Source organism: Dactylosporangium roseum (genome assembly GCF_025264685.1).
Lineage (GTDB): Bacteria > Actinomycetota > Actinomycetes > Mycobacteriales > Micromonosporaceae > Dactylosporangium > Dactylosporangium roseum.
The window spans coordinates 1,580,805-1,595,545 of record NZ_CP073721.1 but is presented as its reverse complement, the minus strand read 5'-3'; the positions used below and the strand labels follow the sequence as shown (position 1 = coordinate 1,595,545).

18 protein-coding genes are annotated in these 14,741 nt (G+C 71.5%); 6 read left to right on the top strand and 12 right to left on the bottom strand.

All coding sequences use genetic code 11. The annotated features are described in order from the left end of the window. Positions 1-35: 35 nt before the first annotated feature. The 5 genes from frr to Drose_RS08200 all read right to left on the bottom strand — a co-directional run bounded on the left by frr (position 36) and on the right by Drose_RS08200 (position 4,669). The gene (gene frr, locus Drose_RS08220) at positions 36-593 is read right to left on the bottom strand and encodes a ribosome recycling factor (RefSeq protein WP_260727576.1); all 558 of its coding nucleotides are present in this window, start codon (positions 591-593) and stop codon (positions 36-38) included. Continuing rightward, positions 590-1,366, bottom strand: a complete 777-nt coding sequence (pyrH, locus tag Drose_RS08215) for a UMP kinase (RefSeq protein WP_260729648.1) — start codon at positions 1,364-1,366, stop codon at positions 590-592. The genes frr and pyrH overlap by 4 nt, the downstream gene beginning before the upstream one ends. Positions 1,367-1,498: 132 nt before the next feature. Next, positions 1,499-2,326 carry a translation elongation factor Ts gene (gene tsf, locus Drose_RS08210; protein ID WP_260727575.1) on the bottom strand — a complete coding sequence of 276 codons (828 nt, stop codon included), beginning with the start codon at positions 2,324-2,326 and terminating at the stop codon, positions 1,499-1,501. A 22-nt stretch (positions 2,327-2,348) separates the two neighbouring features. Next, positions 2,349-3,176, bottom strand: a complete 828-nt coding sequence (rpsB, locus tag Drose_RS08205) for a 30S ribosomal protein S2 (protein WP_260727574.1) — start codon at positions 3,174-3,176, stop codon at positions 2,349-2,351. Between the two features lie 455 nt (positions 3,177-3,631). Beyond that, positions 3,632-4,669, bottom strand: coding sequence for a hypothetical protein (locus Drose_RS08200; RefSeq protein WP_260727573.1), 1,038 nt, complete (start codon positions 4,667-4,669; stop codon positions 3,632-3,634). Between the two features lie 162 nt (positions 4,670-4,831). Between Drose_RS08200 and Drose_RS08195 the strand changes: the two genes are divergently transcribed. Beyond that, positions 4,832-5,974, top strand: a complete 1,143-nt coding sequence (locus tag Drose_RS08195) for a pyridoxal phosphate-dependent aminotransferase (protein WP_260729647.1) — start codon at positions 4,832-4,834, stop codon at positions 5,972-5,974. 10 nt (positions 5,975-5,984) lie between these two features. Here Drose_RS08195 and dprA read toward each other — a convergent pair whose 3' ends face one another. Genes dprA through Drose_RS08175 form a run of 4 tightly spaced genes read right to left on the bottom strand, consistent with a single transcriptional unit; the run spans position 5,985 to position 10,048 of the window. Continuing rightward, complete coding sequence (dprA, locus tag Drose_RS08190) at positions 5,985-7,181, bottom strand: DNA-processing protein DprA (RefSeq protein WP_260727572.1); 1,197 nt, start codon at positions 7,179-7,181, stop codon at positions 5,985-5,987. Then, the gene (locus Drose_RS08185) at positions 7,178-8,686 is read right to left on the bottom strand and encodes a YifB family Mg chelatase-like AAA ATPase (protein WP_260727571.1); all 1,509 of its coding nucleotides are present in this window, start codon (positions 8,684-8,686) and stop codon (positions 7,178-7,180) included. Before Drose_RS08185 ends, dprA begins: the two co-directional genes overlap by 4 nt. Further along, positions 8,686-9,057, bottom strand: a complete 372-nt coding sequence (locus Drose_RS08180; RefSeq protein ID WP_260727570.1) for a YraN family protein — start codon at positions 9,055-9,057, stop codon at positions 8,686-8,688. The genes Drose_RS08185 and Drose_RS08180 overlap by 1 nt, the downstream gene beginning before the upstream one ends. Before the next feature lie 46 nt (positions 9,058-9,103). Beyond that, positions 9,104-10,048 carry a bifunctional helix-turn-helix transcriptional regulator/GNAT family N-acetyltransferase gene (locus tag Drose_RS08175; RefSeq protein ID WP_260727569.1) on the bottom strand — a complete coding sequence of 315 codons (945 nt, stop codon included), beginning with the start codon at positions 10,046-10,048 and terminating at the stop codon, positions 9,104-9,106. Between the two features lie 106 nt (positions 10,049-10,154). Between Drose_RS08175 and Drose_RS08170 the strand changes: the two genes are divergently transcribed. Genes Drose_RS08170 through Drose_RS08155 form a run of 4 tightly spaced genes read left to right on the top strand, consistent with a single transcriptional unit; the run spans position 10,155 to position 12,853 of the window. Further along, positions 10,155-10,412, top strand: coding sequence for an ACT domain-containing protein (locus tag Drose_RS08170; RefSeq protein WP_260727568.1), 258 nt, complete (start codon positions 10,155-10,157; stop codon positions 10,410-10,412). Further along, a complete protein-coding gene (locus tag Drose_RS08165) occupies positions 10,409-10,765 on the top strand; it encodes a hypothetical protein (protein ID WP_260727567.1) in 357 nt (118 codons plus the stop codon). The genes Drose_RS08170 and Drose_RS08165 overlap by 4 nt, the downstream gene beginning before the upstream one ends. Positions 10,766-10,788: 23 nt before the next feature. Continuing rightward, positions 10,789-11,700, top strand: a complete 912-nt coding sequence (locus Drose_RS08160) for a tyrosine recombinase XerC (protein ID WP_260729646.1) — start codon at positions 10,789-10,791, stop codon at positions 11,698-11,700. Then, entirely contained in the window at positions 11,675-12,853 is a 1,179-nt protein-coding gene (locus Drose_RS08155; RefSeq protein WP_260727566.1) for an aminotransferase class V-fold PLP-dependent enzyme, read from the top strand. The genes Drose_RS08160 and Drose_RS08155 overlap by 26 nt, the downstream gene beginning before the upstream one ends. Here Drose_RS08155 and Drose_RS08150 read toward each other — a convergent pair. Then, a complete protein-coding gene (locus Drose_RS08150) occupies positions 12,846-13,274 on the bottom strand; it encodes a murein hydrolase activator EnvC family protein (protein WP_390891338.1) in 429 nt (142 codons plus the stop codon). The genes Drose_RS08155 and Drose_RS08150 overlap by 8 nt on opposite strands. Before the next feature lie 187 nt (positions 13,275-13,461). Here Drose_RS08150 and Drose_RS08145 point away from each other — a divergent pair, with 187 nt between their 5' ends. Continuing rightward, positions 13,462-13,647, top strand: coding sequence for a hypothetical protein (locus Drose_RS08145; RefSeq protein ID WP_260727565.1), 186 nt, complete (start codon positions 13,462-13,464; stop codon positions 13,645-13,647). Between the two features lie 28 nt (positions 13,648-13,675). On the opposite strand, the gene Drose_RS08140 is transcribed toward Drose_RS08145, so the two are convergent. Further along, positions 13,676-13,996, bottom strand: coding sequence for a DUF2469 domain-containing protein (locus tag Drose_RS08140; RefSeq protein WP_190249654.1), 321 nt, complete (start codon positions 13,994-13,996; stop codon positions 13,676-13,678). Further along, on the bottom strand, positions 13,993-14,739 hold the full coding sequence (locus Drose_RS08135; RefSeq protein ID WP_260729645.1) for a ribonuclease HII: 747 nt from the start codon (positions 14,737-14,739) through the stop codon (positions 13,993-13,995). Before Drose_RS08135 ends, Drose_RS08140 begins: the two co-directional genes overlap by 4 nt. Between the last annotated feature and the right edge of the window lie 2 nt (positions 14,740-14,741).

The window sequence follows — 14,741 nt, the reverse complement described above, 5'->3', positions numbered from 1 at the left end:
TCCGGGGGCCCGGTGTGCTCGGTCGAGGTGGGCCATCAGACCTCGAGCAGCTCGGCTTCCTTGTGCTTGAGCAACTCGTCGACCTGCACCACGAACTTGTGCGTCAGGTCGTCGAGCTCTTTCTCGGCCCGACGGCCCTCGTCCTCGCCGACCTCGCCGTCCTTGACGAGGCGGTCGAGCTCTTCCTTGGCCTTGCGCCGGACGTTGCGGATGGCCACCCGCGAGTCCTCGGCCTTGTGGCGGGCAACCTTGATCATCTCCCGGCGCCGCTCCTCGGTCATCTGCGGCAACAGGATACGGATCTGGGTGCCCTCGTTGTTGGGGTTCACTCCGAGGTCGGAGTCGCGGATCGCCTTCTCCATCGCCCCGATCTGCGAGGCGTCGTAGGGCTTGATGAGCGCCATGCGCGGCTCGGGGATCGCGATCGAGGACATCTGCGGCAGCGGGGTGGGCGTGCCGTAGTAGTCGACCATCACCTTGCCGAACATCGCCGGGGTGGCGCGGCCTGTCCGGATGACCGCGAACTCCTCCTTGGCGTGCTCGATCGCGCGCTCCATCTTCTCTTCGGCCTCGAAGAGTGTCTCTTCGATCACGTGGTCTGTCCTCCTCGGTCCGGGATGGGCTCGGCGGTGATGAGCGTGCCGATCTTCTCACCAATCAACGCGCGAGCGACGTTGTCCTCCCCCTCCGCGCCGAAGACCAACATCGGCAGCGCATTTTCCTGGCAGAGGCTGAAGGCCGTCTGGTCCACCACCCGCAGGCCCTGCATCAGCGCCTCGGCGAAGGTCAGGCTGTCGAGCTTCCGCGCGGTCGGGTCGGTGCGGGGATCGGCGGTGTACACGCCGTCGACCCCGTTCTTGCTCATCAGCACCGTGTGGGCGTGGATCTCCAGCGCCCGCTGGGCCGCCACGGTGTCGGTCGAGAAGTACGGCATGCCGGCGCCCGCGCCGAAGATGACCACACGGCCCTTCTCCAGGTGGCGGATCGCCCGGCGGGGGATGTACGGCTCGGCGACCTGAGCCATGCTGATCGCGCTCTGCACCCGCGTGTCGATGCCTTCCTTCTCCAGGAAGTCCTGCAGCGCCAGGCAGTTCATGACGGTGCCGAGCATGCCCATGTAGTCCGCGCGGGCACGGTCCATGCCCGCGCGGGACAGCTCGGCGCCCCGGAAGAAGTTGCCGCCGCCGACGACGACGGCGACCTGCACACCGCGGCGGACCACGGCGGCGATCTGGCGGGCCATGTGCCGGACCACGTTGGGATCGACACCGACGGCGCCGCCGCCGAACACCTCGCCGGAGAGCTTCAGGACGACGCGCCGCGTCCCGATCGGGGTCGGCGCCAGGGCCTGCCGTGTCGCTTCCATGGCGGTGTTCGTCATCTAGGGCACCTTTCGAGCGGTCGGACTACTGACATGTACGACGAGGGGGTCGCGGCCTCCAAATGTGGACACCGTGACCCCCTCCGCGCGATCGCTACCGTTCTCGGCTCCGTCGGATCAGGCTTGGCCGACCTCGAAGCGCACGAAGCGCGTCACCTCGATGCCGGCCTCGGCCAGCACCTGCTTGACGGTCTTCTTGTTGTCGCTCACGGACGGCTGCTCGATCAGGACGAAGTCCTTGAAGAAGCCGTTGACCCGACCCTCGACGATCTTGGGAAGGGCAGCCTCGGGCTTGCCCTCCTCGCGGGCGGTCTCCTCGGCGATGCGGCGCTCCGACGCGACGACCTCCGCCGGCACGTCGTCGCGGGTGAGGTACTTCGGGCGCATCGCGGCGATCTGCATCGCGACGCCACGCGCGTCGGCGACGGCAGCCTCGTCGGTCTTGCCGGTGAACTCGACCGCGACGCCGACCTGCGGCGGGAGGTCGGGGCTCTTGCGGTGCATGTAGACGGCGACGGGCTCGCCCAGCACCGCGATGCGGTTGACCACGAGCTTCTCACCGATGCGCGCCGACTCGGTCTGGATCAGGTCGGCGACGGTGCTGTCGCCGAGCTCGGAGCCGAGCAGCGTCTCCACGTCGGCGGGCTTGGTCTCGTCGACGTGCTTGGCGAGCTTCTGGCCCAGCTCGATGAACGCCTCGTTCTTGGCGACGAAGTCGGTTTCGCAGTTGACCTCGACGAAACCCGAGCCGTAGTGCGCCACGAGGCCGTTGGCGGTGGTGCGCCCGGCACGCTTGCCGACATCCTTGGCACCCTTGATGCGCAGCAGCTCGACGGCCTTGTCGAAGTCGCCCTCGGCCTCCTCGAGCGCCTTCTTGCAGTCCATCATGCCGGAGCCGGTCAGTTCGCGGAGTCGCTTGACATCCGCGGCGGTGAAGTTGGCCATGATTCTCTCTCGCTCTTCGGGGTTACGCCTGGGTGGTGTCGGCGGCGGCGGGAGCGGCGTCGGCGGGCTTGGCACCCTCGAGCAGCTCACGCTCCCACTCGGCGAGCGGCTCGTCGCCGGCCACGACGCCCGGCTCGGGCTTCTGGTCGGCGCGGGTGGCGCGTCCGGACCGGGCGATGAGGCCGTCGGCCACCGCGTCGGCGACCACGCGGGTCAGCAGCGCGGCGGAACGGATGGCGTCGTCGTTGCCGGGGATCGGGAAGTCGACCTCGTCCGGGTCGCAGTTGGTGTCGAGCACGGCGATCACCGGGATGCCCAGCTTGCGGGCCTCGTCGACCGCGATGTGCTCCTTCTTGGTGTCGACGACCCAGATCGCCGACGGCAGCTTCTGCATGTCACGGAGACCACCGAGCGTGCGGCTCAGCTTGGTCTGCTCACGCGATAGCTGCAGGGTCTCCTTCTTCGTGTACCCCTGCGCGGTGCCGGTGAGGTCGAGCGACTCGAGCTCCTTCATGCGCTGAAGCCGCTTGTAGACGGTCTGGAAGTTGGTCAGCATGCCGCCCAGCCAGCGGTGGTTGACATACGGCTGGCCGACACGGGTCGCCTGCTCGGCGATCGCCTCCTGCGCCTGCTTCTTCGTGCCCACGAACAGCACCGAGCCGCCTTCGGCGACGGTGTTACGGATGTAGTCGTAGGCCTTCTCGATGTAGTCGAGCGTCTGGCGCAGGTCGATGATGTAGATGCCGTTGCGCTCGGTGAAGATGAAGCGCTTCATCTTCGGGTTCCAGCGGCGGGTCTGGTGCCCGAAGTGCACGCCGCTTTCCAGCAACTGACGCATGGTCACAGCCATGTTGGCGGATCCCTTCGATCCTGGTTGTCACGGCGGGCCGGTCGGTCCGCCGTCCTGGCGCCCGGTCGTCGGCCGTCTCACCCGAACGCAGACTGCTGCTGATCGGGACCAGGGCGGCCGCCGCCCTTACTCGCCCGGCGCGAAGGATTTGCGGCGGACTGCGGGAGGGCACGCGAGGTCGACCGCGCAGGCGCGGTCGCCGATGGAAAGTGTACGCGCAGTCGGAGGGAAGGCTGGAATCCCCCCGGCAGAGCCGAAGAGTGGTCCGGTTTCACCGCATTTGTCAGGATGAATCATCACCACAGCGAGTGACATCGCAAGGGCGCCGCTGAGGACGGCGAGAACGGTCCCGGGTCGGCGCCGTTGAGGGTCCGCGGGGACAGCACGGCCACCGCGCTGAGACAGCGCCGCCCGCGACATGGCTCACGAAGCGGGCGACGCCAGAGGCAGCGAGGTCAGGACGACAGGGCGGCGGCGACGAACAGCAGGAGCGCCACCGGCAGGTACGCGAGCGGCGTCCGCAACCACGCCCGCCCGCCCGGGGCCGCGGCGGCGGCCCCGCCGATCAGGCCGTACAGACCCAGGGCGAACATCGGCAGGCCGAGAATCATGAAGATGCCGGCCAGCGTCCCCGCCGCCTCGATCTTGTCGGCGGTCATCGCGGTCAGGAACAGCCGCAGGACCGGCACCTCGAACAGGATCGTCAGCAGCACGAGGACGATGGCGAGCCCGTGCCGCTTGCTCCGGTACACGGCGCCACCGGGCTCCGCGACCGGTGGCGGAATGGCCGCGGTCAACGTCGTCGGCGCCGCGAACGCGCTCGGCCCACCGGCCGCCGCCTGGTCGTACGGCATGCCCGGCGACGGCACGGCCTGCGTCGGCGCCGACATCGGCGCTCCGGACATCGGCGCACCCGACATGGGAGCACCCGACATGGGAGCACCCGACATGGGAGCGGCGGACATGGGAGCGGCGGACATGGGAGCCGCCGGCACCGGAGCCCCGGACGACGGTGCGGGTGCCGTGGGCTGCGTCACCGCGGCCGGCCCACCGGAGGTCGGCCGGTGCAGGGAACTACGGTCGATGGCCTCCGACCGCCGCGACCGGCTCACCGACTCAACCGACAGTTCGCCGCTGTCTGCCCCGTAGCCGCCGTCTGCCCCGTAGCCGCCGTCTGCCCCGTACTGCTCCGGGCGGCCCGCCGGCCCGGCGAACTGGCCGCTCGGGCTGTCTCCGTAGTTCAACGGGTCGTTGCTGTATCCCCGTAGGCCGCGCGGCTCGGGCACTCGGTAGCTATCGCGTTCGTCGGCATACCGGGTCGGCGTGTATCCCCGGTCGTCGCCGTAGCCGCGGTCGTCGCCGTAGCCACGGTCGTCACGCCCCCGGTCGTCACGGGGCAGTTCGTCCCGGGCACGGTCGTCATACCCACGGTCGTCCGGATACCAGCGGGGTTCGGCATCCGGGTCCGACGGGAAATTCCGGCGTCCATCCACGGTCCGTCACGGTAGGCCCTCGGCAAGATCCCCGCCATCCGGCAAAAGGTCCCTGTAATATGCGTCGCTGCCCGGCAGCCGGCCGCCGGGATCCGATTTTCCGCGGCTCACCCGCATACTCGGTGGGTGACTGACGTACCGAGTGATCCGCTCGTCGCCCGCATGCGCCCGTTCGGCACCACCATCTTCGCGGAGATGTCGGCCCTTGCCGTGCGCACCGGCTCGGTCAACCTCGGCCAGGGCTTTCCCGACACCGACGGCCCGACGGCGATGCTCGACGCCGCGGCGGCGGCCATTCGCGGAGGGCGCAACCAGTATCCGCCGGGGCCCGGCGTTCCAGAACTCCGCACTGCCGTGTCCGCCCACCAGAAGGCCTTCTGGGGTCTCGACTACGACCCCGACGGCGAGATCCTGGTGACCGCCGGCGCGACCGAGGCGATCGCCGCCACCATCCTGGCCCTGTGCGAGCCCGGCGACGAGGTCGTCTGCTTCGAGCCTTACTACGACTCCTACGCGGCCTCGATCGCCCTCGCCGGAGCGGTCCGCCGGCCGGTGACGCTGCGGGTCGTCGACGGTCGCTACGCCTTCGATCCGGCCGAACTGCGGGCGGCGTTCGGCCCGCGCACCCGCCTTGTGCTGCTCAACTCGCCGCACAACCCGACCGGCAAGGTCTTCACCGCCGAGGACCTCGCGCAGGTCGCGGCCCTGTGTGCGGAGTTCGGCGCCTACGCCGTCACCGACGAGGTCTACGAGCACCTCGTCTTCACCGACGCCGCGGCCGCGCATGTGCCGCTGGCCGGCCTCCCCGGGATGCGGGACCGGACCGTGCAGATCTCGTCGGCGGGCAAAACCTTCTCCTGCACAGGCTGGAAGGTCGGCTGGGTCTGCGGTCCCCGTCCGCTGGTGTCGGCGGTGACCCGCGTCAAGCAGTTCCTCACCTATGTCAACGCGGGTCCGCTCCAGCCGGCCGTGGCGGTGGCGCTGAACTCGCCGCCGTCGTACTACGAGCAGGTCCGCGATGACCTGCAATGCAAACGCGACCGCCTGTGCGAGGGCCTGACCGAGGCCGGCTTCGCGGTGCTGCGGCCGGAGGGCACCTACTTCGTCACGGCCGACATCACGCCGCTGGGCGGGACCGACGGCGTCGAATTCTGCCTCGCCCTGCCGGAGCGCTGCGGTGTCGTGGCCGTGCCCACGCAGGTGTTCTACGACAACGTGGACGCCGGCCGCCGACTGGTCCGCTTCGCCTTCTGCAAACGCGACGAGGTCCTGGACGAGGCCGTCACCCGCCTGCGGCGGCTGTGAGCGGCGCATCTCACTCTTCCTCCGGGGACCTGGACACCGGCGAGCGGCGGGCCAACCGGTAGCCGCTCCCGGTGGACACCACGAAGCCGAGTTCTTCGAGAAGAGGCAGGTTGCGCCGGGCGTCGCGGCCGCTCACCCCGGCGACCGCCGCGATCTCCTCGGCCGACCGGGGCAGCCTTGGCCGCACCGCGTCGAGGATGCGGGCCTGTAGCGCGTCAAGGGCGTCCTCGGGCCGGTCGGCACCCTGAATCGGGTCGGCGAGCTCCCCGACCCGGCCGATCTCCTCGATGATCTCCTCAACGCGGGTGACCGGCACCGTGCCCTGGACCCGTAGCTCGATGTGGCAGCCGACCGACATGGCCGATGTGATCGGACCGGGCACGACCATCGGGGAGCGGTGCAGGAGCCGCGCATAGCTCAGCGTGCTGCGCGCCCCGCTGCGCGAGCCGGCCTCAACCACCACCGTGCCCCGCGTGGCGGCGGCGATGACCCGGTTGCGGGTCAGGAACCGGGTCTTGTGCGGGTGGGTGCCCGGCGGCCACTCGGTCAGCACCAGGCCCTCGTCGGCGATCCGCTCCAGCACGCCCGCGTTGGCTGCCGGATAGTAGCGGTCGATCCCGCAGGCGAGCACCGCCACCGTGAGCCCGCCCGCGGCCAGTGCGCCGCGGTGGGCGGTCACGTCGACGCCGAGCGCTCCCCCGGACACGACCGTCCACCCCTTCTCGGCCAGACCGAAGGCGAACTCCGAGGCGACGAACTCGCCATAGCCGGTCACCGCCCGGGCGCCGACCATTGACACCGCACGCTCCAGGGCGTCGGTCAGCCGGGGCGCACCGCGGACCCACAGGCACATCGGCGGGTCGGTGTCGCGGCGCAGGATGCTGCCCTCCCGGCTGGCGAGAACCAGGTCGTCGAGTGCGATCGGCCACTCGTCGTCGGCGGCCGTGACGATCCGGGCGCCGAGCTGGTCGGCACGGGTGGTCATCAGCTCCACGAGATCGGCGGCCGCCTCCGCGGTGCGCCGCACACCGGCCGCCTCCAGCCGGGCACGAACCGCCCCGGCCAGCGCGGGGGTGACGGCGTGCCCGGCGACCACGCAGGACAGTGCCTCCGGGGCGCCGACCTCACGGACGAGAAGACCGAGCTCACGGCTGCCCGGCTCGACGAGGAACCCGAGCGCCATGCGGGCGAGCCGGTCGTCGCTCATCGCATCCTCCGCGATCGCACCTGCAGCGCCTCCCGGACGTCACCGGCGTCCGGTGTGGACCGGCCGTCGATGTCCGCCGCGGTCCAGGCCACCCGGATCACACGGTCGAACCCGCGCGCCGACAGGCGGCCCTGGTCCATGGCCTGCCGCAGCGGCTGGAGGATCTGCGCCGGAAGGCGGAACCGGCGGTGGCGCAACAGCGCGCTCGGCGCCTCGCCGTTGGATCGGGCGTGCGGTGTCCATCGCTCGGCCGCCGCCGCGCGGGCCTGCAGCACGCGGGCCGCCACCGCCTTCGACGGCTCGACGTCCTCGGTGCCGAACAGCGCCGCGGAACGGACCGGATCAAGGTCCACCTGGAGGTCGACCCGGTCCATCAGCGGGCCGGAGAGCCGCGCCAGATAACGCCGGCGCACAAGCGACGGACACCGGCACGACTGCTGCTCGCGGGCGCACGGACACGGGTTGGCGGCCATGACGAGCTGGGTGCGGGCCGGAAAGACCGTTTCGCCGTAGGCGCGGCGCAGGCGCACCACACCCTCCTCGAGCGGCTGCCGGAGCGCGTCGAGCGCACGGGGGGCGAACTCGGCGCACTCGTCGAGGAACAGCACGCCGTGGTGGGCCAGACTGATCGCGCCCGGCCTGGCAAGGCCCGAGCCACCGCCGACGAGAGCCGCGACCGAGGCCGTGTGGTGCGGAGCCTGCAGTGGTGGGCGACGGACGAGCGGGCTGCTCTGCGGCAGCGTCCCGGCGACCGAGTGCAGGGCCGTCGCCTCGATGGCCTCCTGGTCGCCGAGTGGCGGCAGAATGCCCGGCAGGCGCTGGGCGAGCATCGTCTTGCCCGCGCCGGGCGGCCCGAACATGGCGATGTGGTGGCGGCCGGCGGCGGCCAGCTCGATGACCCGCCGGCCGCGCTCCTGGCCGAGGACGTCGGCGAGGTCGAGGGCGGCCGGCTCGGGCGGCGCCGATGGTGTGACGGGGTCGGGCAGGCGCTCTGAGCCGTGGAGGTAGCCGATGAGCCGACCGAGGCTGTCGGACGCGCGGACCGCGATGTCGGGGATCAGCCGTGCCTCGGCGACGTTGCCGACCGGCACGACGGCCGAACCTACCCCGGCCCGGCTGGCGGCGAGGACCGCGGGCAGCACACCACGGACCGGACGCAGCGTCCCGTCCAGGCCGAGCTCACCGAGCACCACCGCGTCGACGACACGACCGATGGGCAGGCCGGCGCCGGCGGCGAGGACCGCGACGGCCATCGCGAGGTCGAAGCCGGAGCCGTGCTTGCGGATGTGGGCGGGCAGGAGGTTGACGGTGATGCGCTGCTGGGGCCAGCTCGCGCCCGAGTTGTGGACGGCGGCCCGGATCCGGTCGCGGGCCTCGCTCAGGGCGGCGTCGGGCAGGCCGGAGACGATCAGGCTGGGCAGGCCGGGTGCGACGTCGGCCTCCACGACGATGACCTCGCCGACGACACCGTGCAGCGCGACGGAGCGGACCTTCGCGTAGCCCATCAGAGTGCCCCGCGCAGGTGCTGCACCGCGGCTGTCCGGCCCAGGAAGACGCTGATCACGTCGAAGCGGACGTCGCGGTATCCGGCACCGTTGGCCGCGAGCCATTGCGTGGCCAGCTTGCGGAGGCGGCGGGCCTTGCCGGGGACGATCGACTCGGCCGGCCCGCCGAACCGCGTGCTGCGGCGCGTCTTGACCTCCACGAACACGATGTCGTCGCCGTCTCGGGCGATCAGATCGAGCTCGCCGCGCACCTCGCGGACGCCGGCTGGGACACGCCAGTTGCGGTCGAGGATGACCAGGCCCTGAGACACGAGATATCGACCGGCGAGGCGCTCGCCATAGCCGCCGACGAGCTGGTTGTGGTGGGTCATGCGGCGACTGTGCCGGAACGGGGCGGGCGGCGCGGGCCCGTGGAGATCAAACTGTGGACAACGGGGTGCTTGTGGACAACGTGCGCCTCCAGTACTGGTGGACCAGGTCCTGGCCGTAGGCGGGTTTGCGCTCCTCGCTGTCGAGCACGAAACCCGCCCGTTGGTAGATGCGCCGGGCGTTGGCGAGGACGTCGTGGGTGAAGAGGACCATCTCGCGATAGCCCACCCGGGTGGCGAACCGCACGCACTCGTCGACCAGGCGGCTTCCGACACCCAGTCCACGGGCCTCCCGGTCGACGAACAGCAGCCGGAGCTTGGCCGTCTCCGCCGACTCGCGCACGCAGAAGACCGACCCGGCCGGCACGCCGTCGACCTCGGCGATCCAGGCGTGCTCGCGGTGCGGGTCGTGGGACTCGGCGTAGTCCGCGACGATGCGGGCGACCATCGCCTCGAAGGTCGCGTCCCACCCGTACTCCCGGGAGTAGAGAATGCCGTGCCCCTGGACCACCCAGCCGAGGTCGCCGGGGCCGAGCGGGCGCAGGACGACCGTCCGCGGCGGCGCCGCACCGCCCAGGATCGACTCGATCGTGCCCATCGCGCCGACGAGCCGCCGCTGGTCGGTCTCGCTGACGGGAGACAGCAGGTCGCGCACCTGCGCGTTCGAGCGGGCATCCAGGTCGGCGGCCGCGGCGCGGCCCGCCTCCAGCAGCCGGATGCGTTGCCGGCGCGCGTCCGTGTCGGAACGCTCACGGACCGCCAGCCCGTCGGCCTCGAAGCGGCCGAGGATCCGGCTGAGGTACCCCGCGTCCATGTCGAGCCGCTGCCGCAGGTCGGCGACGTCCAGCGCGGTGGGCGCGTTGGCCAGCTCGAACAGGACCCGGGCCTCGGCGAGCGAGAACGGCGAGTCGAGCAGCCCGGCACGCAGGACCCCGATCAGGTTCGTGTAGAAGCGGCTGAACCGCCGCACCGCCGTAACCGTGTCGATAGTCATGATTGACATCGTCATGCAATTACTTGACTCCGTCAACGATTAACCGGAAAGCCGCGGGACGTGGCGTCGTAACTGCCCGGAAACGCCCGGTCGTCAGGATTGCCCCATGTCGCTCCGTCAGGTGATCGTGCAACTGCCCGACCGGCCCGGCTCACTCGGTCAGGTCACCACGCTGCTGGGCCGTCTCGGCGTTGACATCCGGCAGATGCGGGTGTTGAGCCGGGACGGCCTGGTGGCGACGGACGAGTTCACCGTGAGTGTGCCCGGCGCCGTCATCGACCGGTCGCTCCCCGCCCTACTCGAAGAGATCCAGGGCGTTCGAGTCCTGGACGTGTCGATAGCGGCCGCTATCGTGGAGCTATGACAGGGCCCGCCGACAAGCTCGTCGCACTGCTCGAAACGCTGCCGCCGGAGAGCCGGCAGGAGATCACCGTCTGGCTGCTGGGCCGCACCGGCCCCGCCGGGCACTCGGAGCTGCTCGCCGGCCCCGAGCTGCGCGGACGGGCGCTGATCGGCACGCCGGAGCTGCGGCCGGTCCAGTTACAGGCCCTCGGCGGTGCGCTGCCCGTCGGCGAGGAGAGCCAGCTAGTGACGTTTCGGCTGCCCACGGACCGGCACGCCGAGCTGCGGGCCTGGTGCGCCGAGCACGGGTTCACGATGGCCGCCGTCGTGCGCGGCCTGATCGAGCGGTTCCTCGAAGAGCAGCAGCGCCGGTGAGCGCGCCGAAGGCCGTACAGGACATGCATGCCGCCCTGCCGGAGGCCATGCGCGAGGCGGTCGACGAGTTCGCCCGCCATCTCGCCGCCGAGCGCAACCGCTCGGTCCACACGGTCCGCGCCTACGTCGGCGATGTCGTGTCGCTGCTCGACCACGCCGCCCGCGGCGGCGCCGCCCGACCGGCCGAGCTGACTCTCGCCGTCCTGCGCGGCTGGCTCGCCCGGCGCAGGGCCGCCGGTCGCGCACGGACGAGCCTGGCCCGGCACGCGGCCGCCGCCCGCACCTTCACCGCGTGGGCACACCGCGAAGGGCTGATCGAGACCGATCCCGGGCAGCGGCTGGCCAGTCCGAAGGCCCACCGCGACCTGCCGACCGTGCTGCGCGCCGACCAGGCCGAGGCGCTCGTCACCGCGGCCGGCACCCGGCCCGACGCGGTCGGCCTCCGCGACCGCCTCGTCCTGGAGCTGCTCTATGCCACCGGCATCCGCGTCAGCGAGCTGTGCGGGCTCGACCTGGGTGACATCGATCGGATGCGCCGGGTCGTGCGGGTGGTCGGCAAGGGCGACAAGGAGCGTGCCGTGCCCTACGGGCTGCCGGCCGACCAGGCGCTCACCGCGTGGCTGCGACACGGCCGCCCGGCCCTCGCGAACGAGCGCAGCGGCAACGCGCTGGTGCTCGGTGCGCGGGGCGCCCGGCTGCAGGCGACGGCGGCGCGGCGGCTCGTCGACGGATACGCCCGCGCGGCGGGCCTGCCCCACACGTCACCGCACGATCTGCGCCACTCCGCCGCGACACACCTGCTGGAGGGCGGCGCCGACCTGCGCTCGGTGCAGGAATTGCTCGGACACGCCTCGCTGTCGAGCACGCAGATCTACACTCATGTGTCGATCGAGCGATTGCGTGCCGCATATGAACAAGCCCATCCCCGCGCCTGACGCACCGCAGCCGATTCCGGGCGCGCGGCTGCTGTTCTCCAACGACGCGTCCGTGGCGCAGCTCAACCACGGGTCCTTCGGGATGGTGCCGATCGCCGTGCAACGCGCTCAGCAGCGGCTCCGCGACGAGATGGAGGCCAATCCGCACCGCTTCTTCAGCGTCGGCCTGGAGGAGCGGATCACCCACGTCCGCCGGCACCTGGCGACCTTCGTCGGTGCCGACCCGGACGGCAGCGCGCTCGTCGACAACGCCAGCACGGGCACCTCGATCGTGCTGTCCAGCCTCGGCTTCGCCGCCACCGACGAGATCGTCACCACGGACCACGGCTACGGCGCCGTGGATCTCGCGGTGGACGAGATCTGCCGGCGCACCGGTGCGGTCCATCGGATCGCGCCCGTGCCGCTGGCGGCCGACGACGCCACCGTGACGGCGGCGGTGCTGGCCGCGGTCACACCGCGCACCCGGCTGGTGATCGTCGACCCGATCACCGCCGCCACCGCCCGGGTGTTTCCGGTCAGGCGGATCATCGAGGCTGTGCGAGGCGCGCACGGCGACCGGGTCGCGATCCACGTCGACGCCGCGCACGGCCCGGGGCTGCTCGACGAGCCGGTCCGCGAGCTCGGCGCCGACTTCTGGGTGGGCAACCTCCACAAGTGGGCCTACGCGCCCCGTGGCACGGCCCTGCTGGCCGTGGCACCCGCCTGGCGCGCCCGGATCCGCCCGCTGGTGCTCTCCTGGTCGACGGAGGCCGGCTTCCCGGCGAGCCTCGAGTGGCTCGGCGCCCACGACTACACCCCCTGGCTGGCCGCGCCGACCGGGCTCTTCGTGCTCCGGTCGCTGGGCCTCGAGACCGTTCGGCGGCACAACAGGGCCCTCGCCGAGCACGGCCAGCGCCTCGTCGCCGATGCCCTCGGGGTCGAGGTGCCGCCGGCGACGGGCCTGCCGATGACGCTGGTGCCGCTGCCCCCTGGTGTCGCCGCCGACCTGACGTCGGCGGTCGCGCTGCGGCGGCGGATCTCCGACGAGCTGAGCGCCGAGGTCGGGCTGGCGGCGTGGCACGGGCGCGGATACCTGCGGCTGTCGGCCCAGGTGTACAACCGCGTGGACGACTTCCAGCGCCTCGCCGACGGCCTGCCGAAGCTCATCAGATGAGCGGCAGCAGCCGGACCCGGCCGCGGCGCAGGCGGCGCAGCGGGTCGAGGTAGGTGTCGCCGGCGCGCAGGCCCCAGTGCAGGCAGGCCGCCGCGGGACAGTCCGGATGGCCGGCATGCAGCGCGCCGAGCGGCGTGCCGGCGGCGACCACGGTGCCGGCCCGCACGGCCGGGTCGACCGGCTCGTAGGTGGTCCGCAGGCCGCCGGGGTGGTCGACGCTGACGACGGACCGTCCGGCGACCGGTCCGGCGAACGCGACGACACCGGTGCCCGCGCTCAGCACCTGCGCCCCGGGCTCCCCGGCCAGGTCGACACCACGATGGCCCGCGGCATAGGGATCGGGTGGCGACTCGAACCGCCGTGTGACGGAGAGCGGGCCGGCCAGCGGTGACCGGAACACGGCCGCGGAAGGTGCCGCCACGGCCGGCACGCCACCGGGAAGACAGGGAAGACAGGACGCGGCCGCGACAGTGAGGATGACAATGAGCCTGAGCGGAAGCCTCAACACGCCGCGCAGCCTCGCCGAATCTGCCGGGGCCCGGCAACCGCCACCGGCCCGGCCTGTGGACGACACGGGCCTTGTGGACAAGTGTGCGACCATCGGTCACATGAACGCCGTGAAGATCCTCCTGGTCACCGCAGCGCTCATCCTCATCGGGATGGTCGCCTGGTGGCTGATCAAAATGCTGTTCGGCGCCGTCTTCTACCTGATCGTCGGCGCGCTGGTGGTCGGCGGCGGCTGGTACCTCTACAACAAGGTCAGGGGCACCGACCCATGGCGGGTTCGGCGCTGACGCGCACGAGACCCGCCGTCGGCTCGGCTCAGCTACCGAAGCCGTTGTCCGGCAGCGAGATGTCGGGCTTCTCCAGCTCCTCGACGTTGACGTCCTTGAAGGTCATCACGCGAACGTTCTTCACGAAGCGGGCCGGACGGTACATGTCCCAGACCCAGGCGTCGTGCATCTCGACCTCGAAGTAGACCTCGCCGTCCGAGTTGCGCACGTGCAGGTCGACCTGATTGGCCAGATAGAACCGGCGCTCGGTCTCCACCACGTAGGAGAACTGGCGGACGATGTCGCGATACTCCCGGTAGAGCTGGAGCTCCATCTCGGTTTCGTACTTCTCGAGATCTTCGGCGCTCATCGCGGTCCGCCTTCCATAGCCACATTGTCGCCCACTTGCGCCGGCACCCGTGCGGCCTCGCCGGGCGCCACGCCGACGTTACCGCGCCTTCGGCCCGGCCGCTCCACCGCCGCCACGTTCGCATATGAGAAACGATGCTCGGCGCACGGCCCGTGCGCCGCGAGCGCCGCCGTGTGATCCGGCGTCGAATAGCCTTTGTGCTCGTCGAAACCATATTGCGGGTACGTGGTGTGCAGCTCCCGCATGATCCGGTCCCGGGTGACCTTCGCCACCACGCTGGCCGCGGCCACGCAGGCGGCGACCTGGTCGCCCTTCCACACCGCCAGGCCCGGCACCCCGAGGCCGTCCACCCGGAAGCCGTCGGTCAACACGTAGTCGGGCCGCACCGCCAGTCCGGCGAACGCGCGGCGCATCCCGGCCAGGTTGCACACGTGCAGGCCGCGGCGGTCGATGTCCCCCGGCGGGATCACGACCACGTACCACGCCTCGGCCCGGGCGACGACCTCGTCGTAGATCCGGTCGCGGGCGGCGGGCGTCAGCAGCTTCGAGTCGTTGAGCTCCTCGATCTCGCCGCGCCGGCCCTGCGGCAGCACGACCGCGGCGACCACGAGCGGCCCGGCGCAGGCTCCCCGTCCCGCCTCGTCGGCCCCGGCGACGCGGTCGAAGCCTCGGCGCTGCAACGCCCGTTCCAAGGCCCACAGGCCGGCGGCGCGGTGCACGACGGTGCGCGGCGGCGCGAGCATCG